This window comes from Rhizobium sp. LjRoot30 (assembly GCF_964253915.1).
Taxonomy (GTDB): domain Bacteria; phylum Pseudomonadota; class Alphaproteobacteria; order Rhizobiales; family Rhizobiaceae; genus Metarhizobium.
Map to the genome: position 1 here is coordinate 249,434 of NZ_CAXUSG020000008.1, position 17,627 is coordinate 267,060.

23 protein-coding genes and 1 tRNA gene are annotated in these 17,627 nt (G+C 58.9%); 5 read left to right on the plus strand and 19 right to left on the minus strand.

Going from position 1 to position 17,627, the window contains the following annotated elements:
- Window positions 1–52 precede the first annotated feature (52 nt).
- The 5 genes from ACSQ3I_RS17890 to chvE all read right to left on the minus strand — a co-directional run bounded on the left by ACSQ3I_RS17890 (window position 53) and on the right by chvE (window position 6,586).
- Complete coding sequence (locus tag ACSQ3I_RS17890; protein WP_436001128.1) at window positions 53–1,486, minus strand: aldehyde dehydrogenase family protein; 1,434 nt, start codon at window positions 1,484–1,486, stop codon at window positions 53–55.
- Between the two features lie 76 nt (window positions 1,487–1,562).
- Window positions 1,563–2,558 carry an AraD1 family protein gene (gene araD1 / locus ACSQ3I_RS17895; protein WP_436001130.1) on the minus strand — a complete coding sequence of 332 codons (996 nt, stop codon included), beginning with the start codon at window positions 2,556–2,558 and terminating at the stop codon, window positions 1,563–1,565.
- Window positions 2,559–2,658: 100 nt separating this feature from the next.
- Window positions 2,659–3,864 (minus strand): multiple monosaccharide ABC transporter permease, encoded by a 1,206-nt coding sequence (gene mmsB / locus ACSQ3I_RS17900; RefSeq protein ID WP_436001132.1) that lies wholly within the window; start codon window positions 3,862–3,864, stop codon window positions 2,659–2,661.
- Window positions 3,864–5,399 (minus strand): multiple monosaccharide ABC transporter ATP-binding protein, encoded by a 1,536-nt coding sequence (mmsA, locus tag ACSQ3I_RS17905; protein ID WP_436001133.1) that lies wholly within the window; start codon window positions 5,397–5,399, stop codon window positions 3,864–3,866. The genes mmsB and mmsA overlap by 1 nt, the downstream gene beginning before the upstream one ends.
- A 116-nt stretch (window positions 5,400–5,515) precedes the next feature.
- Complete coding sequence (gene chvE, locus ACSQ3I_RS17910; protein WP_436001134.1) at window positions 5,516–6,586, minus strand: multiple monosaccharide ABC transporter substrate-binding protein; 1,071 nt, start codon at window positions 6,584–6,586, stop codon at window positions 5,516–5,518.
- 261 nt (window positions 6,587–6,847) lie between these two features.
- On the opposite strand from chvE, the gene ACSQ3I_RS17915 reads away from it, so the two are divergent.
- A complete protein-coding gene (locus tag ACSQ3I_RS17915; RefSeq protein ID WP_436001135.1) occupies window positions 6,848–7,852 on the plus strand; it encodes a LysR family transcriptional regulator in 1,005 nt (334 codons plus the stop codon).
- A gap of 53 nt (window positions 7,853–7,905) precedes the next feature.
- Window positions 7,906–8,349, plus strand: a complete 444-nt coding sequence (locus ACSQ3I_RS17920; RefSeq protein WP_436001136.1) for a hypothetical protein — start codon at window positions 7,906–7,908, stop codon at window positions 8,347–8,349.
- A 144-nt stretch (window positions 8,350–8,493) separates the two neighbouring features.
- On the opposite strand, the gene ACSQ3I_RS17925 is transcribed toward ACSQ3I_RS17920, so the two are convergent.
- On the minus strand, window positions 8,494–8,757 hold the full coding sequence (locus ACSQ3I_RS17925) for a hypothetical protein (RefSeq protein ID WP_436001137.1): 264 nt from the start codon (window positions 8,755–8,757) through the stop codon (window positions 8,494–8,496).
- Window positions 8,758–8,991: 234 nt separating this feature from the next.
- Here ACSQ3I_RS17925 and ACSQ3I_RS17930 point away from each other — a divergent pair.
- A tRNA-Arg gene (locus tag ACSQ3I_RS17930) sits at window positions 8,992–9,068 on the plus strand.
- 1,535 nt (window positions 9,069–10,603) lie between these two features.
- Here ACSQ3I_RS17930 and ACSQ3I_RS17935 read toward each other — a convergent pair.
- Genes ACSQ3I_RS17935 through ACSQ3I_RS17975 form a run of 9 tightly spaced genes read right to left on the minus strand, consistent with a single transcriptional unit; the run spans window position 10,604 to window position 14,290 of the window.
- On the minus strand, window positions 10,604–10,990 hold the full coding sequence (locus ACSQ3I_RS17935) for a hypothetical protein (RefSeq protein ID WP_436001138.1): 387 nt from the start codon (window positions 10,988–10,990) through the stop codon (window positions 10,604–10,606).
- Window positions 10,987–11,226 (minus strand): hypothetical protein, encoded by a 240-nt coding sequence (locus ACSQ3I_RS17940; protein WP_436001139.1) that lies wholly within the window; start codon window positions 11,224–11,226, stop codon window positions 10,987–10,989. Before ACSQ3I_RS17940 ends, ACSQ3I_RS17935 begins: the two co-directional genes overlap by 4 nt.
- Window positions 11,227–11,231: 5 nt before the next feature.
- Window positions 11,232–11,555 (minus strand): hypothetical protein, encoded by a 324-nt coding sequence (locus tag ACSQ3I_RS17945; protein WP_436001140.1) that lies wholly within the window; start codon window positions 11,553–11,555, stop codon window positions 11,232–11,234.
- On the minus strand, window positions 11,552–11,788 hold the full coding sequence (locus tag ACSQ3I_RS17950) for a hypothetical protein (protein WP_436001141.1): 237 nt from the start codon (window positions 11,786–11,788) through the stop codon (window positions 11,552–11,554). Before ACSQ3I_RS17950 ends, ACSQ3I_RS17945 begins: the two co-directional genes overlap by 4 nt.
- Window positions 11,785–12,108: a hypothetical protein gene (locus ACSQ3I_RS17955; protein WP_436001142.1), complete on the minus strand. Its 324-nt coding sequence runs from the start codon at window positions 12,106–12,108 to the stop codon at window positions 11,785–11,787. Before ACSQ3I_RS17955 ends, ACSQ3I_RS17950 begins: the two co-directional genes overlap by 4 nt.
- Complete coding sequence (locus ACSQ3I_RS17960; RefSeq protein WP_436001143.1) at window positions 12,105–12,878, minus strand: hypothetical protein; 774 nt, start codon at window positions 12,876–12,878, stop codon at window positions 12,105–12,107. The genes ACSQ3I_RS17955 and ACSQ3I_RS17960 overlap by 4 nt, the downstream gene beginning before the upstream one ends.
- The gene (locus tag ACSQ3I_RS17965) at window positions 12,875–13,438 is read right to left on the minus strand and encodes a hypothetical protein (RefSeq protein WP_436001144.1); all 564 of its coding nucleotides are present in this window, start codon (window positions 13,436–13,438) and stop codon (window positions 12,875–12,877) included. Before ACSQ3I_RS17965 ends, ACSQ3I_RS17960 begins: the two co-directional genes overlap by 4 nt.
- A gap of 44 nt (window positions 13,439–13,482) precedes the next feature.
- Entirely contained in the window at window positions 13,483–13,872 is a 390-nt protein-coding gene (locus ACSQ3I_RS17970) for a hypothetical protein (RefSeq protein WP_436001145.1), read from the minus strand.
- A 58-nt stretch (window positions 13,873–13,930) separates the two neighbouring features.
- Window positions 13,931–14,290: a hypothetical protein gene (locus ACSQ3I_RS17975; RefSeq protein ID WP_436001146.1), complete on the minus strand. Its 360-nt coding sequence runs from the start codon at window positions 14,288–14,290 to the stop codon at window positions 13,931–13,933.
- Window positions 14,291–14,397: 107 nt separating this feature from the next.
- Between ACSQ3I_RS17975 and ACSQ3I_RS17980 the strand changes: the two genes are divergently transcribed.
- On the plus strand, window positions 14,398–14,640 hold the full coding sequence (locus ACSQ3I_RS17980; RefSeq protein WP_436001148.1) for a helix-turn-helix domain-containing protein: 243 nt from the start codon (window positions 14,398–14,400) through the stop codon (window positions 14,638–14,640).
- 5 nt (window positions 14,641–14,645) lie between these two features.
- The gene (locus ACSQ3I_RS17985; protein ID WP_436001150.1) at window positions 14,646–15,053 is read left to right on the plus strand and encodes a hypothetical protein; all 408 of its coding nucleotides are present in this window, start codon (window positions 14,646–14,648) and stop codon (window positions 15,051–15,053) included.
- A 332-nt stretch (window positions 15,054–15,385) separates the two neighbouring features.
- Here the strand turns inward: ACSQ3I_RS17985 and ACSQ3I_RS17990 are convergent, their stop codons facing one another.
- The 4 genes from ACSQ3I_RS17990 to ACSQ3I_RS18005 form a co-directional block, all read right to left on the minus strand.
- Window positions 15,386–15,787, minus strand: coding sequence for a DUF5615 family PIN-like protein (locus tag ACSQ3I_RS17990; RefSeq protein ID WP_436001152.1), 402 nt, complete (start codon window positions 15,785–15,787; stop codon window positions 15,386–15,388).
- Window positions 15,784–16,428, minus strand: coding sequence for a DUF433 domain-containing protein (locus ACSQ3I_RS17995; RefSeq protein WP_436001154.1), 645 nt, complete (start codon window positions 16,426–16,428; stop codon window positions 15,784–15,786). Before ACSQ3I_RS17995 ends, ACSQ3I_RS17990 begins: the two co-directional genes overlap by 4 nt.
- Window positions 16,429–16,549: 121 nt before the next feature.
- Window positions 16,550–16,843 carry a hypothetical protein gene (locus ACSQ3I_RS18000; protein ID WP_436001156.1) on the minus strand — a complete coding sequence of 98 codons (294 nt, stop codon included), beginning with the start codon at window positions 16,841–16,843 and terminating at the stop codon, window positions 16,550–16,552.
- A gap of 313 nt (window positions 16,844–17,156) precedes the next feature.
- Window positions 17,157–17,627: DUF4214 domain-containing protein (locus ACSQ3I_RS18005; RefSeq protein ID WP_436001158.1), on the minus strand; the 471-nt coding region annotated here is incomplete at its 5' end.

Here is a 17,627-nt window from a genome sequence, read left to right on the forward strand (position 1 = left end):
CCCTCGTTGATGCCGAGCCGTCTGTCGATGGCGGCCCGGATCGTCGGAAATGTCAGGCCAGCGTGTAAGCGGTCTTGACGGTTGTAAAGAACTCGCTCGCATACTTGCCCTGCTCGCGCGGACCGAAGGAGGAGCCCTTGCGGCCGCCGAACGGCACATGGAAATCGACGCCGGCAGTCGGCAGGTTGACCATCACCATGCCGGCTTCCGAATTGCGCTTGAAATGCGTCGCATGCTTGAGGCTCGTCGTGGCGATGCCGGCCGACAGGCCGAACGGCGTGTCGTTGGCGACGGCAAGCGCCTCGTCGTAATCCTTGACGCGGATCACGGCGGCGACCGGGCCGAAAATCTCTTCACGCGAAATGCGCATGCTGTTGGTCGCTTCGGTGAACAGTGTCGGCTGCAGATAGAAGCCGGGCGTCTCGTTCTTCACCAATTCGCCGCCGAAGGCGAGTTTTGCGCCTTCCGACTTGCCGATCTCGATGTAATCCGTGTCGGTCTTCAGCTGCTTTTCGTCGACCACCGGGCCGATATGCGTGCCGGCCTTCAGGGCGTTGTCGACGGTCAGCGTCTTCAGCTTTTCGGTGAGTGCTGCGACGAACTTGTCGTGGATGCCTTCGGTGACGATCAGGCGCGATGATGCCGTGCAGCGCTGGCCGGTGGAGAAGAAGCCGGAGTTGGCGGCCGCTTCGACGGCGACGGTGAGGTCGGCATCGTCGAGCACGATCATCGGGTTCTTGCCGCCCATTTCCAGCTGGAACTTGCGGTTATGCTCGATGGAGGCAAGTGCGACACGCTTGCCGGTGCCGGTGGAGCCGGTGAAGGTGATGCCGGCGAGATCCGGGCTGTCGAGCATGGCCTGGCCGACGACGGAGCCCTTGCCCATGACGAGGTTGAGCACGCCCTTGGGCAGACCGGCGCGGTGGAGGATGTCGACGATGGCCCAGGCGCAACCCGGGACGAGGTCGGCGGGCTTGAAGACGATGGTGTTGCCATAGGCAAGCGCCGGGGCGATCTTCCAGGCGGGGATGGCGATCGGGAAGTTCCACGGCGTAATGATGCCGATGACACCGAGCGGCTCGCGGGTGATCTCGACGCCGATGTTGGGACGCACGGAGGGCAGCACCTCGCCGGCAAGGCGCAGGCATTCACCGGCGAAGAAATCGAAGATCTGGCCGGCGCGGATGGTTTCGCCGATGGCTTCGGGCAGGGTCTTGCCTTCTTCGCGGGCGAGCAGGCGGCCCAACTCTTCCTTGCGGGCGATGATCTCGTCGGAGGCCTTCTTCAGGATCGCATGGCGCTCCAGAATGCCGGAACGCGACCAGGCCGGGAAGGCGGCCTTGGCGGCGGCAATCGCAGACGCGACGTCGGCGGCGCTACCGCTGGCGTACTGGCCGACGATGTCGTTTGTATCGGACGGGTTGATGTTGGCGGTGGCGTTTGTGCCGATCCATTCGCCGGCGATCAGGTTCTGATAGATGGTCATGGCTCCGGGAGCCTCCTTTTCGGATAGGGGGAAGAGGTCCGCCGCCTTGGGAGGATACGGCGGACCTTTCGGTGAACTAGAGCTGCCGCACCACGATCTCTTCCTCGGCGGCGACCGCCAGGGGATTGCGCAGCGGCAAGCCGAATTCGCTCACCTCGATTTCGAAGACATCGCCCGTCTGGGGCTTGATGCCATCGGCGAAAGACAGGGTGGCCGTACCGAACATATGGACGTGGATATCGCCCGGTGCGCGGAACAGGCCGTACTTGAAGTGGTGGTATTCCAGGTTGGCGAAGGTGTGCGACATGTTCGCTTCGCCCGACAGGAACGGCTTTTCGAAAATCACCTCAGCGCCGCGCTTGATGCGCGACAGGCCGCGGATATCGTCCGGAGCCGCGCCTATGCGGATTTCGGGGCCGAAGCTTGCCATGCGCAGCTTGGAATGGGCGAGGTAGAGGTAGTTGATGCGCTCGGTGACGTGATCGGAGAACTCGTTGGAGAGCGCAAAACCGATGCGGAACGGCGTGCCGTCGTCGGCGATCACATAAATGCCGGCCATTTCCGGCTCCTCGCCGCCGTCCAGCGCGAAGGAGGGGGAGATCAGGTCGGCGCCTGGGGCAGCGGCCTGGGTGCCGTTGCCCTTGTAGAACCATTCCGGCTGCACGCCTTTTTCGCCGGCCTTCGGCTTGCCGTTCTCGATGCCCATCTTGAACATCTTCATCGAGTCGGTCAGCGTTTCTTCTGCCGCCTCGGTGGCCTTCTTATGCATGGAATCGCGGGTTGCTGCCGAGCCGAGGTGGGTCAAGCCGGTGCCGGTCAGGTGCAGGTGCGCCGGATCGGGATGGGTGATCGGCGGCAGGAACCGACCTTCGGCATAGGCTTTTTCGAGATCGACGGTTTCACCGAGACCCTTGGCGGCGATCACGTCCGCCAGGCTCTTGCCGGCATTGGCCGCTTCCATGGCCAGCGCGTAGACGCTGCCGGCGCCGATGACGGCCTTCGCTTCGCCACCGACTTCACGCACGGCGACGACGATGGTGCCGTCCGTGCCCTTGACCTGAGAAATCAACATGCGTTCGTTCCTTTTCCGGGTCGAGAGGAGTCAAAGGGATCCCGTTCCGCCCGAAGGCGGCCAACTCCACACTCTTGCTATTTGGGGCTGGCCGTTCGGCTCAGCCCTTGTTCTTGTTGTAGACGTCGAAGAAGACGGCTGCGAGCAGCACCAGGCCCTTGACGAGCTGCTGGTAATCGATGCCGAGGCCCATGATCGACATGCCGTTGTTCATCACGCCCATGATGAAGGCGCCGATGACCGCACCGGTGATCTTGCCGACGCCGCCGGAAGCCGAAGCGCCGCCGATGAAGCACGCCGCGATGACGTCCAGTTCGAAGCCGACACCGGCCTTGGGAGTGGCCGAATTCAGGCGGGCGGCGATGATCATGCCGGCGAGGGCAGCGAGCACGCCCATGTTGACGAAGGCGTAGAAGGTCAGCCGCTCGGTATTGATGCCCGAAAGCTTGGTTGCCTTTTCATTGCCGCCGAGCGCGTAGATGCGACGGCCGATGGTCGAGCGGTTGGTGATGAAGGTGTAGAGCGCGATGAGGAGCGCCATGACGACCAGCACGTTCGGGAAACCGCGATAGGTCGACAGCTGGAAGCCGATGAAGATCGCGACGGCGCCGATGATGGCCATCTGCAGGGCGAAGAACACCATCGGCTCGTTTTCCGAACCGTGCAGCTCGTTGGTGCGGCGCTTCTTCAGGCCGAAATAGACGGCGGCAATGACCAGGGCGACGACGACAACGAGGGCGAAGAAGTTGGTGACGACGGTCGGCGCCGGGTTGGCGAAAGACAGGAGGTCCGGAACGAAACCGGTCGACAGCAGCTGGAAGTCCTTCGGGAAGGGGCCGATCGGGCGGTTCTGCAGCACGAGATAGGTCAGGCCGCGGAAGACAAGCATGCCGGCCAGCGTCACGATGAAGGACGGGATCTTCTGGTAGGCGACCCAATAACCCTGCATCGCACCGGCAACGCCGCCGAGGATCAGGCAGATCGGTACGACGATAGAGAAATGCAGGCCCCATTTCACCAGCATGATCGCCGACAGGCCGCCAATGAAGGCGACGATGGAGCCGACCGACAGGTCGATATGTCCGGCGACGATGATCAGCAGCATGCCCAGCGCCATGATGACGATGAACGAGTTCTGCAGCACGAGGTTGGTGATGTTGACCGGCCGGAACAGCACGCCCTGGGTGATGACCTGGAAGAACACCATGATCACCACGAGCGCGACCAGAAGGCCGTACTCGCGGATGTTGTTTCGAAGGTAGCTTCCGATCGAAGCGGTGTTTGAAGCGCTGGTTTCGCCGGACATTAGTTTTTCTCCCCAGAGCGCATGATGGCGCGCATAATCGATTCCTGGCTTGCCTCTTCCTTGGGAAGCTCGGCAACGATGCGCCCTTCGTTCATGACGTAGATGCGGTCACAGGTTCCCAGGAGCTCGGGCATTTCCGACGAAATCATCAGGATGCCTTTGCCTTCTGCGGCAAGCTGGTTGATGATGGAATAAATCTCGAATTTGGCACCCACGTCGATACCGCGCGTGGGCTCATCGAGGATGAGTATTTCCGGATTGGTGAACAGCCATTTCGACAGGACAACCTTCTGCTGGTTGCCGCCGGAAAGGTTCACTGCTTCCTGATAGATGGAGTGCGAGCGAATGCGCAGGCGCGAACGGTAGTCCGTCGCGACCTGGGCTTCGCGCCGCGTGTCGATGACGCCGTTGCTGGCCACCGCCGAAAGATTGGCAAGCGAGGTGTTGTGCATGATGTTGTTGATCAGCACGAGACCCAGATGCTTGCGGTCTTCGGTGACGTATGCAAGGCCGGCATCGATCGCCTTCGGGATGGTGGTGACGTCGACGGGCTTGCCGTGCATCGACACTTCGCCGGTGATCTTGTGGCCCCAGGAGCGGCCGAAGATGCTCATGGCGGTTTCGGTGCGGCCGGCGCCCATCAGGCCGGCGATGCCGACGACTTCGCCGGCGCGGACGTTGAAATTGATGTCGTGCAGGAACTGCCGGTCGCGGTGCTGATGGTGGAAGACGTTCCAGTTCTTCACTTCGAGCAGCACGTTACCGATTTTTGGCTCGCGCGGTGGATACCGGTCTTCCATGTCGCGACCGACCATGCCCTTGATGATCCGGTCTTCGCTGATGTCTTCCTTGTGACAGTCCAGCGTTTCGACGGTGCCGCCATCGCGCAGGATGGTGATCTTGTCGGCGACCTTCTTGATCTCGTTGAGCTTGTGCGAAATGATGATCGACGTCAGGCCCTGGTTGCGGAATTCCATGAGCAGCTGCAGGAGCGCGTCGGAATCCGTTTCGTTCAGCGAGGCGGTCGGTTCGTCGAGGATCAGCAGGCGTACCTTCTTCGACAGTGCCTTGGCGATTTCGACCAGCTGCTGCTTGCCGACGCCGATATCGGTGATCAGGGTCGAAGGGGCTTCCTTCAGGCCGACCTTGGCCAGCAATTCGCGGGTGCGGGAAAAGGTTTCAGGCCAATCGATGACGCCCTTGGCGGCGATCTCGTTGCCGAGGAAGATGTTTTCGGCGATCGACAGCAACGGCACCAGAGCCAGTTCCTGGTGGATGATGATGATGCCGAGATGTTCGCTATCGGAAATGGTGGAGAAAGCGCGGACTTGTCCATCGTAATGGATCTCGCCCTCGTAGGATCCGGCGGGATAGACGCCGCTGAGGACCTTCATCAATGTCGACTTGCCGGCGCCATTTTCGCCGACGAGCGCATGGATCTCTCCTTCGCGGACCTTGAAGTTGACGTTGTCGAGCGCCTTCACGCCCGGAAACGTCTTGGTAATATTCCGCATTTCGAGAATGATGTTTTCCATGTCAGTCACATTCCAGGGCGGCCGCACCGTGAGCGCGGGGCCAGCCGGCAATAAAATACCTCTATATCGTACGGGGATCCGCGATGAAACGCGGACCCCCGGCCAAATAGCGAGGATTAGTTGTCGATCTGCTCGGCGGTGTAATAGCCGGACTTCGTCAGGATGTCCTTGGCGTTGGTCTTGTCGACCGCAACCGGCTTGAGCAGGTAGGACGGGATGACCTTGACGCCGTTGTCGTAGGTCTTGGTGTCGTTGACTTCAGGCTCCTTGCCCTGCATCAGCGAGTCGACCATGCTCACGGCAACCTTTGCCAGTTCGCGGGTGTCCTTGAAGACGGTCGAGTTCTGCTCGCCGGCAAGGATCGACTTGACCGACGGAAGCTCTGCGTCCTGGCCGGTAACGATCGGCATCTTCAGTTCGCCGGAACCGTAACCGACGCCCTTGAGAGCCGACAGGATACCGATGGACAGGCCGTCATACGGAGACAGAACGCCATTGACGTGACCGTCGGTGTAGGTCGAGGACAGCAGGTTTTCCATGCGGGCCTGTGCAACGGCACCGTCCCAACGCAGCGTACCGACCTGTTCCATGCCGGTCTGGCCGGACTTGACGACGATGTCGCCGCTGTCGATCAGCGGCTGCAGGACAGACATGGCGCCATCATAGAAGAAGAAGGCGTTGTTGTCGTCCGGCGAACCGCCGAAGAGTTCGACGTTCCACGGCTTTACGCCGGCAAAGTTGGCCTTGAGGCCGTCGACGAGGCTGGTTGCCTGCAGAACGCCGACCTGGAAGTTGTCGAAGGTGGCGTAGTAGTCGACATTGCCGGAATCGCGGATCAGGCGGTCGTAGGCGATGACCTTGACGCCTGCATCGTGCGAGCGCTGCAGGATATCGGACAGCGTCGTGCCGTCGATGGCGCCGATAACGAGAACCTTGGCACCCTTGGTGACCATGTTCTCGATCTGGGCGAGCTGGTTCGGAATGTCGTCGTCAGCAAACTGCAGGTCCGGGGTGTAGCCGGCTTCCTTGAACAGCTTTTCCATGGTCTCGCCGTCCGAGATCCAGCGCGTGGAGGTCTTGGTCGGCATGGAAATGCCAACGACGCCCTTGTCCTGCGCCAGCGCAGGCATGACGAACGACGCGACGCCGATGGCGGTCGCTGCGAACAACGAAAGAAGGGTCTTCATTTCTCTCTCCCTTAGTGATCAATGCGGCGGGTCTTAGTTACACCCGCCTCGAAACTGTGGCCAGTCGAGAACAAGCGCATCAACGGGTCTGAAAGACGCCATGATGATCTCGCCAGCCTTTTTATCTGCTCCCAGCACACGTCCGCAAACTCGTCTTTTTTCCCATACCTGTCAAATCGAATAAATTGCGCCTCCCATATCAAAAATGATATAGTGAACGCATTAAGAATTTCACTGCCGGCCTTCGCCGGAGAGGCTAACATGACAAAGCATTCCCAGCCAGCCTGGCCTGAAAATACACCGCTTTCCGCCGATATCGACGCGCTGGCGCTTCTCAAGTCGGGGCTGAAGCTGACGCATCTCAGCATGCTGGTGACCATCGAGGATCATGGCCAGATCAGCGCTGCGGCCGAAGCCATGAACATCTCGCAGCCGGCTGCGTCGCGCATGCTGTCGGAAATGGAATCGATCCTGCGCACGCCGCTCTGCGAGCGTGTGGCGCGCGGCGTCGTGTTGACCAAATACGGTGCGGCTCTGGCCAAGCGGGCGCGAAAAATTCTCCTGGAACTGCGCGAGGCCAACCGGGAACTGGCGGAGTTGCGTACCGGCAATGGCGGATCGGTGTTCATCGGCGCAGTCACCGCGCCGGCGATCAGCCTGGTGGTGCCGGCGATCCACAAGGTGACGGCGAGTTATCCCGGCATCGAGATCAACGTCCAGGTGGAGACGAGCAACGTGCTGGCCCGCGAACTGCTGGCGGCGCGCCATGATTTCGTCATCGGCCGCATCCCCGACGATCTCAACCCGCGCCTGTTCCATGTGCACGAGATCGGCATCGAGCGCGCCTGTTTGATGGTGCGCGAAGGGCATCCGCTTCTGGACAAGCCGGCGGCCAGCCTGGCAGACCTGCCGGCTTTCGACTGGGTATTCCAGCCGCCCGGCACGCTGCTCAGGCGCACGGTCGAGGATATTTTCGTCACCGCCAACGTGCCGCTGCCGGAAAACATCATCAACACCTCGTCACTGCTGCTGACGGCGGCGGTGATCTGCAAGTCGGATGCGATCGCCCCTGTCGCCGTCGACATGGCGCAGTTCCTGGCCGGGCAAAGTTCGCGGGCCGGCGAGATCCGCATCCTGCCGATCGATTTCGAGATCAACGTCAAGCCTTACAGCCTGATCACCGTGCGCGAACGCGAACTGCCGCCGAGCGCCCGGCTGCTCTACGACATCATTCTGGAGGAAAGCCTGCGCCTGCCGGCCGCATGACCAGCCCGGCGCCATCTCCGGCCGGCATTGTGGCCGCCAACGAAGGAGACGACATGCTGTTCGGCCAATCGCTGTTCCAGTCGGTGCTGGAGCGGCTGGAGCAGGAAAAATCCGAGGAAGAAGAGGAGGCGCCGGCGGCCTCCGCCTATCGCGTGCGCGGTTTTTCCACCGGTTTTGTTGCGGCGACCACGGAAGGTGCCATCGGCAGCCTCCATGCCGAACGATCCTATCTTGATGTTCTGGAGGGTATGGAGCCGCCGCCGGAGGTGGAGCCGGTGATGCCGGAGCATCTCTTGCGGCTTTCGCCGGAAGAGATCGCCGAGGATCTTGCGTTGTCGCCGGCCGACGGCGTGTCGCGGCTCAACGAGAAACGCAGGCTTTTTGCCAAGACCAACCATCCCGACGGCGTACCCGAAAAATTTCGCGACAACGCCACGATCCGCATGACCATCGCCAACCTGATGATCGACGAGGCGTTGCGCCGGTTGGGGGCATGAGGCTGGGCACGCCCGTCGTCCGGATCGCCGCTGCATTTCCGCGCGTGCGAAAACTTCTTGTCTTCTTGTTCCGAGGCAGGATGCGTGTTGCCGGGAATGCTCCGGCGGCGCGCAGTGCCGATGGATGGAGGAGGGGGCTTGCGCTCAGTCCTGCTTTTTTTCGACCGGGGTCTCCTCGTCATCCTCGGGATCGTCGGCGACCGTGCCGGTCGCGGCAGGCGGGTCCTGCGGATTGAAGGTCAGCAGCAGCATGTAGGCAGCATAGGCGCCGGCTGCGCCGGCAAGAATGGCCCAGAACGGCTGCGCCGCCACGAGCTCGACGATCGCCCAGCCGAAACAGGAACCAACGATCGCCAGCCGCACCCAGAGCGGTCGGTAGGTAGGGTGGTTCGGATCGATCAACTGCATGGCGGCTTCCATATTGTTCCTGAGGTGTTTCCGCCCTGTACAGCATGCCGGCTGCGCGGGAAACTCCTTTACGGTTCTGCCGCCGGTCTGCCTGTTTCGACCGCCACCGGCGCACGGCTGCCGCCTGCCGGGCAATCATAGTTCGCCGGGGCGCAATTTTCGCATTGAAGCGCAACCGATCCTGGGTTAAAGAACGCCTCACCAGACGACGAGCGAATCTTTTCGCCGCGGCACGCACCCGTAGCTCAGCTGGATAGAGTGTTGGATTCCGATTCCAAAGGTCACAGGTTCGAATCCTGTCGGGTGCGCCATTTAATCTCGCTATCTATTTGAATTTGAACCTTTTTTAGCTGGATGCGATTTACCCTATCCACCCGTTTATCCCCTTTTCGTTTAACGACGCAGAATTTCCTGCTTTTTTTCCATGGATGTTTGTTCTAGGCCAACCGGCTGAGGAGCGGGCCCATTTTGAAAACAATCCAAAAGTAGATCGAATTTTTGTAAGCTTCCGACACCGGCAGAGGTTTGCTGGGGCCGGCGAGGTGCTGTTACTCTTGCTACTTTGCTACTATCGTTTAAATTCAAAACGTTAGCGCCGGTTTGCAATGCTACTTATTCGCTACCTTTGCTACTTTGATCGGATGTAAGCTTGCATTTTCGTGATTTTGCGAACAATAAATCCGAAATCGGGCGTACGGGGTGAACGATGATGTGCGTGAAACTCCTGCCCGACGGAGACGCCCAGACAATTTGAGTGATTTTCTTAACTCGGGCGAAGGCGGATCGCATTAACGGTCTCCAGCCTTCATGTGGCGCCTCTGGCTGCCCTTGGATGGTGCGGGCGGGCCTGCTGCCTTACGAGGGGCTTGCGGGCTCGCCTTGCACCTGTGAATTTCAGCAAATGTTCATGTATGTTCGCCGCATGTCCCGCCAATCGGCTAGGGGCAGCTTGCCATGTTCGCCGTCGCCACCGGTCGGCTATAGGCGCTGTAACAGCCCTGGCTCAATCTCTTTTGATTTTCTTTGATTGTTTTTCAGAATGGAGGAGAGGGGCGCACCATGACCTGCGGCATGGGCACGGGTCGAAGTGATTAGGGAGAGGGGGGCTTCGCAAGCGGAAGCGTATCGAAAGCCAAAGCGAGGTCGCCGCCCTGAAACATGAATCCGCCGTCGCGTCTTATCGTGCGGGATGAAGCCTCAATCTCCCCGAGAAGCCGCATTGCCAGCCATTCCGATCCGTCCGCATTCTTAACTTCTCGTACCTCGAAATCAGTGACTGGTCGCCATGCGTTGTTCGTGTAAGTCCGAACGTCAATTGCCTTTGCTAAACTAACTGGGAGAGCGCTAGCGCGACAAAGCCAGCCACTGACATCTTGCGACCTTGCTGTCCGCTCCAGTGCCGCAACATGTTTGGCTGTCCATTCTGGATAGCGGCTCGGCACTTCCGCCCAAGGGAAAAACTCGTTCGCCTCGAATGTGAATCTAACCAGCTTCACCATGCCCACTCTGTAAGCATTCCGCACCGTCGCCGTCATGTCTCCTCTGGCTGAAGTCGTTGCCCATATGAAATCTGGCGAAGGGAAATCGGCAACACGTTGCGTCGACTGTATTAGCGCGCCGGAAGCCAGAATCCAGGGAAGGTGCCATGAGGAGGTGAAATGATAGGCGGGCATGATGTCTCCGTGTGCTGCTAGCGTCATGTCTCGTTATCCCTGGTTACAGGCACGATCTGCAAGCCGGCAATGCCGGGGGCAATATGATTTGGTTGCGGCGCCCTCTCTCCGCACAACATACGCAGATCGCGGTTAAGACGCCGGCCTCGAAAGTGAAGATGCTGGAGTATGCGCTATTCGGCTGCATCGTGAGTGCTTGGCATGGCAAGGATGGCGGCGGCGGCCATCGCGTAGTCGTTGACGACTTTGAGGAAGCCGAGCGCAGATGCATCAATCTTGCCGTTATGGTCCAGCGTGCGCGCCATACCCTCGACGATCCATCCGAGAAGGTTGGCATTGCCCAGCGTCGAATGATTGCCGATGAATTCCAGATATTCATTCCCAAGGCGCTGGCCCATCTGAAAGTCAAGCTGGCGCTTGCCGCTGTCGGCGACGGCCCAATAGTCGATGCCGCTGCCGATCGGCTGGAGCCGGCGCATGAAGGACAGTGCATCGGCATGGTGTACGGAGTTGGCAATGGGCTTTTTGATTTCGCCCACGAAGATAAGACGGCCGGTCATTTCGATGTTCCTTTGCTGTGGCGCTCATTGCGGATCTGCATGAGTTCCAGGGTTTCGTGATTGGCTTCGATGAGTTCGCGGGCCTGGCGGATCGTGCCGCCGATGGCTGCAGCAAGCTTGACCGCGTGTTCGGCGCCAGTGCCGGTGTTGAACACCTCGCACGCCGCCTCGGCAGTCAGCAGGAGGCTGAGAGCGCAATGGCTATGGTCGATGGCTTCGGACAGTTCGTCGACCATGGCGGCTACTCCGGATCGGGAAGTAGGAGGGAGGCGACAAACTGATAGATCATCGCATCCCCGCCGTACTCGTCGAAGCCGAAGCACTCGATAAGCGGGGTACGCACGCCCACGCTGCCGGTCAGCAGATAATGGACCTTGGCTTGAATATCGGCGTGCGAACGGCACGGCTCAACGGCGAGCGCTTGGAACGCGGAGGATTCAGCCGCTCCGGTGCGGGCGGCCAGATCCTTCGACAGAGGAGAGCCGTCGTCGTCATAGGATGCTTCATCGACCTGGATTGCTTGCCGGTGAGCGGCTATGGCCTGCAGGATAGAGGGGCCGGTCATCGCCTGCGCGCTCCCCGACCGCCTGCGCATTTCGGCTCCTCCTGCGCGTCCTGCAAATCGTCGATCAGAGCGAGCGCGTCGGATATGCGGTCGCTCACCTGTTCGGCGAGAAGCTGCAACGCGCAGGTATGGGCCGTATTGGTCTCTGCCTCCATCGCGGAAGCGGCCAGGCGGATCGCCGTGGCAAAGCTCATCGCTTCACCTAAGGCGTCTTCGATTTTGGTTTTGCTCATATCCCACACCCTTCCGGCAGTCGGCCGACGTCCTGTTCAAGATCAGGGCCAAAGATGAAGCCGGACAGGCGCGAGGCCGCGGCTTGGTTGAGGTGTTCACTCCAGCCAAGCGATGGCTCCTCATCGGCCGTATCGCCTTCCAGATCGTATTCCAGCCGGCCGTTGCGGTATTTGGGATGGCTGCCAAGACTGGGCTCTTCATCAGCGCCGTCTTCAAGGTCCGGATCGCCGTCAAGGGTATCGAGGAGGGCAATCATTTCCTCAATGCGGGTTTCCAGCTCGGCGCGACGGAACTGATGGATTTTCGCCCGGGCGTTCATGTGGCACCGCCTTTCGCATGGCGGAGGATCGATGCGGCTATTGAGCCATGCCAATCGCCCTCAACTGCAGCGATGAGGTTGTCCGGCCTGCCCACTCGGTCCCACTCTGCCAATGCCTCGGCTTTGACGATGAGGCCTTCCATGGTCCGGTCATCTTCGGCCATGATAGCGGCTACCTGATCGTACAGGGCGTATAAGGCGGCTTGTTTAGGCCGATTAAGGCGCTCCATTTCTTCTTCGGCGGCGGCCTCAACTTCCTTGAACGTCTTTTCGTATGAGAGCGCTTCGGCGGCATTGGCTTCGAGTTGGGCAAGTTCTTCTTCGGCTGCGAGGAAGTCAGCAATGGCGCCGGCCTTCTTGGCGCGCTGCTTTTTCCGGCGCACGCTCTGGATCTCGCACCGAATTTCAATGGCAGTCGTGAAGATGCGGGAGGGGAACTCTTCTCCTTGCCGGTACAGATAGCCGCCTTGGACGTACATTTCCGTCCTGCCCGGCTGCACCGTCGTTCTCGGGCAGCCTGTGCCTCGCTTTGCGACGGCGTCCGGCGCGAGCGGAGTTGCTTTTCTCCAGTAGCGCCACCGCTCCATATAGGCAGCTTCGGCAGCATGATACGTGTCGGCAATCGCGGGCAGGGCGGCGGCCAAAGCGATGAGCCTTGGATTCTCTTCGACCCTCGCTGCTACAGTCGATGGGGCGGCGGCTGCCGTGGCGGCCGCGGCGAGGCCGAGAAGGAAGCGGCGGCGTCCGGTTTCCATGGTGCTGACGGTCATCGGGAAGCCCTCCCTTTCCACGCTGAGATTTTGGTAAACATGACGGAATGGCCTGCGACTGTGGCCGGCGGCACAAGTGCCTGAACATTTCCGTCCGCGTACTCGTTCAAAGCCGAGGCAAGCTCAAAGGTCAGACGCTCAACGCGATCCAGCGCGATTTCCGGCAGGTCGTTGCCGCTACGAGGGAGCTTCCGCATCTGCAATTCGTTCTTATCCCCACCGGCCGGCAAGACATGAGCCGCCCAAGAGCCTTGGTCACACTTGGCGAGCGCGATAGAGAGTTCACGCATAAGCCGGTGGACTGCCGTCCATGGCTGTTCAGGGATTGATTCATCGAAGAACTCTTCGTTCACCCCGAAACCGATCAGCACCTTGTCCTTGCTTTCCTTTTTGCCGGCGGCAGAAATTCCGACCATGCGGGCGCCCGGCACCGCATCGAGCAACTGAGAGATTTCATGGCCCAGAACGCCAATGCGTTCGCGAGCGAAGGCTTCGGTCATTTGCGGCATGGTGGTCTTAGGCATGGCTTCGCCAGCGGCCTGAACAGCTTTGTTCGGCATTATGGTTTCCTCACATATTGGATTTTTCAGATGATCAGCCGTTGTTACGCCGGCAGGCTTTCGAGGTAGCCGATAGCGGCCCGAACCATTCGCTCGGCGCTATCGCAATCGGCAACGCCGCCGACATCGTCGATGGAGAGGCGAAGCGCCTCAATTGCTCCTTCGCGAGTAACCGCTGGCCCTTCCCACCGATCAATGCGGGCAAGGTGCGGGCCGTAGGTGATATCCGAAAGCCCCTCCCATTCTTGGTCTGTCGTCTCGGCGTAAAAATCTATGACGCCCTGCCGATAGGCTTTGATCAGGTCGAGAAGCGGGTCATGACGTGCGGCGCCGGCTTCGGCTGGCCTGACAGCGGTGGCAACAAGCCCCAGCAGCAACGTGCGGCGATCAATTGTCGGCATAGCTTCGCCGACTGCCGTAGTAGGTTTCGGCATGGTGGTATCTCCATGGTTTGGTGGTGTAGGCGGTCGCCGGGCGGCCGGCGTATGCGGATCAGGCCGGGATGGCGGCCAGTTCCTTCGTCATGGCATCGATACGACTGGCGAGAGCGGCCCGCTTGTCGCCGTCGAGGCGGATCTTGAAAGGGGTAGCGTCGAGGCGCATCAACTCCAGCTTCATTTCCTCGACGCGGGCGGCGGCGCGCTGGTGGACCGTCTTTGTCGCCTGCTGCACTTCGTACTTGGCCGTCATCCATGCGGACTTGAGGGCGACGGACAGTGCAAAGCGGCGATCAGCAGCCGTCTTCATGTTTGGGAAACGCTTGCGGGCAATCTCCCAAGCTGTGCGCATGATTGCTGCCCGATCGAATTTGGGCATGCCTTCGGCGTTGGCCGGAACGATGCTGTTCGGCATTTCCATGTCCTCTTGAAACTTTTGATTTTGACGCTTAACTTGCGTTTAACATAACTTGAGTATCTTTCGATATCAATATCAAACTTACGAAAAAAGAAAGTTTTGTAATGATTGAGCCGTCACAGTGCCGTGCAGCTCGCGCCCTGTTGAATTGGACGCAGTCGGAACTTGCAGAGAAAACCTCGATAAGCACCGTTTCAATCCGGGCTTTCGAGAAGGGCGGAGAAATGCGGGTCAGCAACCTAAAGCTAATCCGCCTTAGCTTCGAAGCTGCGGGCGTAATCTTCTTGGATACGGGCGCCCATCTCGACGGCGGCCCCGGCGTCCGGCTAGCTAAGCCGAAGGTCTAGCGACCATGCAGGCAAAAGATTCTGATGACTCCGACGCACTCATGGAGCGGTTTGCGTCGTTTACGATTGATGACCTAGTTCTCCATGACAAGGTGCTCGACGATTATCCGTTTTTAAGCGCACAAATTCTGAATCGTTGGCTGCGCGACGGACGGATCAGGTATTTCAAAGGGCGAGAGGGGAAAACAGTTTACCCGAAGCAAGATCTATCTTTGGCTTTGCGGCGCGAAATGGAGCGGAGCCGTAACGACAGCTTTGCTGGCGATGAAAGAGGATCGGTTAGACCCGCCTCCGCACCGACGGATGTGGACGCCAGGGTGAGGACCGAAGCGGACGAATTGAGAGAAGAGTTATCTATGCGGTCGATTTTCGGTCCAAGGAAATGCATCAAATCGCTCAGGCGAAAGACCTAGCTCCAATCAAAACAACGACTGCCAGAAGGGGATATATCTCTACCCCTCTGACAAAACCGAAATAACTGACAAAACCTATTAAGTGTTTGTAATAATTTAGTTAAATGGATTGTTGACGTCCTGACAAAACGCTGACAGAACCTGACAAAACCTCTTCATAGGCGTTTCCACGAAGAGGAAGAGCATGCGATTTATGATGCCAATAATTTCGCCATGGGCGGAAATAGTCGCGACAAAGGCGGTCTCCACAGCCCCATTCTAATGGTGGAGCTATGCCAAGGCCGCCAATCGGAGGCCCGATCCACAAAAAGCACCCAATCGGTGACGAATGCCTACCTATACGTCAAAATGTGGTGATTTGTGATTTCGAGCCAGAGACGTTTGGAAACTTTGGCTTGGCTTTCTCGCCATTCGTGCTCGATCAGGCTTAAGGCTTGTTCAACGCGTTTGGCCATCATGACCGCGTTACAGGAGCACATGATGAGATCCAGCTTTTGGAAACGGTCCTCAGTTTTTCCAAATCGTTTCGTGAGCTGCTTCATGTCTGCGTCGACGGCAACGAGAACGGCTTCGTTCTCCAAGGCCGTCTGGCAGACTACAGGGTCTTTCGTCCCATCAGTCAACGCCTCTCGATGGTAGATGACCGGGAAGCCCGCGTCTGTTAAAACCTTCCCAACAGAATCCGGGACGCTCGCATCCAGGAAAAATTGCAAAGGTTTCCTTGGTTTCTTCAAGCGGCATCCACGAAGTTGATTGCTGCGATGATGTCGTTTCGATCCAAGGTCGGGTATTCCTTCATGATCTGCTCGACCGAATAGCCAGCAGCGGAAAACTCCTTGATCGTGGATACAGGAATCCTGGTGCCAGCAATTACAGGCTTGTTGCCGACAGTGCCCTTATGCCGCTCAATTTTCCCAACGGCGCTCTCATCGCGTCGACGCAAGGCGTCCACGGCGCTTTGAAGCTCACCGGTTACGACCTTCAGCGGGATCTGCAAGACGCCTTGACCGGAAACGATCTCCTCTTTCGAATTCGTCTCCGGGTTGTCGAAGATGACCTTCTTGTTGAGTACGTATAGGGTGGTTTTCGACCATGCGTCATCGCCGAGGTGGGCGAGCTTTCGCTTGACCTCGCGTAGATGCTGAAGAGAGACGTTTGATTCATTCCGCAGGGCATTGAGAACCTTGAGGCAGGCAAGGTCTCGGAAGGAATACAGCCGTGAATAGGGGCGGCTGCGGTCCTCATAGGCCAAGCTCGGCGCAAAGAACTTCGTCCGGTCCCAGGTGCGAAGCTGACGCACTGTGACACCGGTTAGGCGCTCCACCTGTTCTTCGGTGAACGCGGCAATGACGTTCTTTGTCGTTCTCTCACTCATAGGCTTGACAATATCATTCCAACTGAGTCCCAGCTATTAACAAATGGTGGCGGATAATCACGTTCCGTTGCGTCGTGTTCCATATGTCATGCTCTGTACGAGTTCCTGCCGGTATCACAATCTACTCAGCATCCAGTATGATTTTCAGCGTCTTAATCATGCTCGCCGCATCGAGGAGTGCCGCCTTGACATCGTCGTTCGACCGCCGGCCGATGTTGACCATCCCGGATACGGTCTGCAAGTCGATCACCGCGTCCGCTTTGTTGTGACTTGGCGGTATGCCCACCTCGTCGCGCATCTCCCGAATGGTCGTTACAGCCCGGTCCAGCAGCCGGCGAAGCTCGAAATCGCCAAGCTTCTCGACCTCATTGGCGGCGCGGATCAGTTCAGCGGCGAAAGACTTCGCTTTGGTCATCGGATTAGGCTCCCAAGGCCACGATATCGCGATTTCAAGGGAAAGCGATTCCGTCAAAGGGCCAAATAACCGAAAGCTCGAATTGTGTCCAAGGTACAGCTAGGTAAACGGCACCCACTGCAGCCGCCGTTCATCTTTCCCGCCTTCATCGTGGATGTAGGTTTTCGATCCATCCAGGCCGATGATTGTTGGATTGGCGATGATCCAATCGGGCGGCGTCAGGCCCGCCAGGTACATATGCGATGGACGCTGCGCGGCTTTTGCTCACGCGAGACTTGTTATTGGGATTGGCCTTAACCGATCATACCATCGATTAGGTGTACCAGATCCCGTCGGCAATCGCCGGGGCAACACCGGCAATGTTTTCGGCGCTTTCTGAGAACCCGGCCAGCACCTCAGCCCGAGAAACACCGTTTGTCATTCGGTCGGTCCAGAAATCGATACCGGCCTCCTCACCTGCACGGCCGAGCACGTTCTGGTAAAGCTGCTCGACAAAGGCTTGGTTGGAAATATTTGTCCCATAGAGAGTCTGGAACTCAGTGGAGGTGACAAAACCGTCCGCGGCGCCCAGTAAACCCTTGCCTGCATCGAGCGTTTTGACCCAAAAGGTAAGGCCCGCAGCATCAGGTGTGCGATCGAATGCGGCCTGATAAATGCGATAGGCTTGGCCCGCGTTTCCGTCCGTATCGAATGCAAGGGTGCCATCAGCAAATCGGACGCGCTCTATATTGGATAATCGGTCCATCCCATCACGACCGCTTATGTTGTCAGCAATGTCGATGAC

Coding starts and splice junctions, on each gene's coding strand:
- chvE (WP_436001134.1), bottom strand. CDS start 6,586: ATGAAGACCCTTCTTTCGTTGTTCGCAGCGACCGCCATCGGCGTCGCG.
- ACSQ3I_RS17985 (WP_436001150.1), top strand. CDS start 14,646: ATGCAGGCAAAAGATTCTGATGACTCCGACGCACTCATGGAGCGGTTT.
- ACSQ3I_RS17970 (WP_436001145.1), bottom strand. CDS start 13,872: ATGCCGAAACCTACTACGGCAGTCGGCGAAGCTATGCCGACAATTGAT.
- ACSQ3I_RS17935 (WP_436001138.1), bottom strand. CDS start 10,990: ATGACCGGCCGTCTTATCTTCGTGGGCGAAATCAAAAAGCCCATTGCC.
- ACSQ3I_RS17980 (WP_436001148.1), top strand. CDS start 14,398: ATGATTGAGCCGTCACAGTGCCGTGCAGCTCGCGCCCTGTTGAATTGG.
- mmsB (WP_436001132.1), bottom strand. CDS start 3,864: ATGTCCGGCGAAACCAGCGCTTCAAACACCGCTTCGATCGGAAGCTAC.
- ACSQ3I_RS18000 (WP_436001156.1), bottom strand. CDS start 16,843: ATGACCAAAGCGAAGTCTTTCGCCGCTGAACTGATCCGCGCCGCCAAT.
- ACSQ3I_RS17995 (WP_436001154.1), bottom strand. CDS start 16,428: ATGAGTGAGAGAACGACAAAGAACGTCATTGCCGCGTTCACCGAAGAA.
- ACSQ3I_RS17920 (WP_436001136.1), top strand. CDS start 7,906: ATGCTGTTCGGCCAATCGCTGTTCCAGTCGGTGCTGGAGCGGCTGGAG.
- araD1 (WP_436001130.1), bottom strand. CDS start 2,558: ATGTTGATTTCTCAGGTCAAGGGCACGGACGGCACCATCGTCGTCGCC.
- ACSQ3I_RS17950 (WP_436001141.1), bottom strand. CDS start 11,788: ATGAGCAAAACCAAAATCGAAGACGCCTTAGGTGAAGCGATGAGCTTT.
- ACSQ3I_RS17890 (WP_436001128.1), bottom strand. CDS start 1,486: ATGACCATCTATCAGAACCTGATCGCCGGCGAATGGATCGGCACAAAC.
- ACSQ3I_RS17925 (WP_436001137.1), bottom strand. CDS start 8,757: ATGCAGTTGATCGATCCGAACCACCCTACCTACCGACCGCTCTGGGTG.
- ACSQ3I_RS17945 (WP_436001140.1), bottom strand. CDS start 11,555: ATGACCGGCCCCTCTATCCTGCAGGCCATAGCCGCTCACCGGCAAGCA.
- mmsA (WP_436001133.1), bottom strand. CDS start 5,399: ATGGAAAACATCATTCTCGAAATGCGGAATATTACCAAGACGTTTCCG.
- ACSQ3I_RS17975 (WP_436001146.1), bottom strand. CDS start 14,290: ATGCCGAACAGCATCGTTCCGGCCAACGCCGAAGGCATGCCCAAATTC.
- ACSQ3I_RS17960 (WP_436001143.1), bottom strand. CDS start 12,878: ATGACCGTCAGCACCATGGAAACCGGACGCCGCCGCTTCCTTCTCGGC.
- ACSQ3I_RS17955 (WP_436001142.1), bottom strand. CDS start 12,108: ATGAACGCCCGGGCGAAAATCCATCAGTTCCGTCGCGCCGAGCTGGAA.
- ACSQ3I_RS17965 (WP_436001144.1), bottom strand. CDS start 13,438: ATGCCGAACAAAGCTGTTCAGGCCGCTGGCGAAGCCATGCCTAAGACC.
- ACSQ3I_RS17940 (WP_436001139.1), bottom strand. CDS start 11,226: ATGGTCGACGAACTGTCCGAAGCCATCGACCATAGCCATTGCGCTCTC.
- ACSQ3I_RS17915 (WP_436001135.1), top strand. CDS start 6,848: ATGACAAAGCATTCCCAGCCAGCCTGGCCTGAAAATACACCGCTTTCC.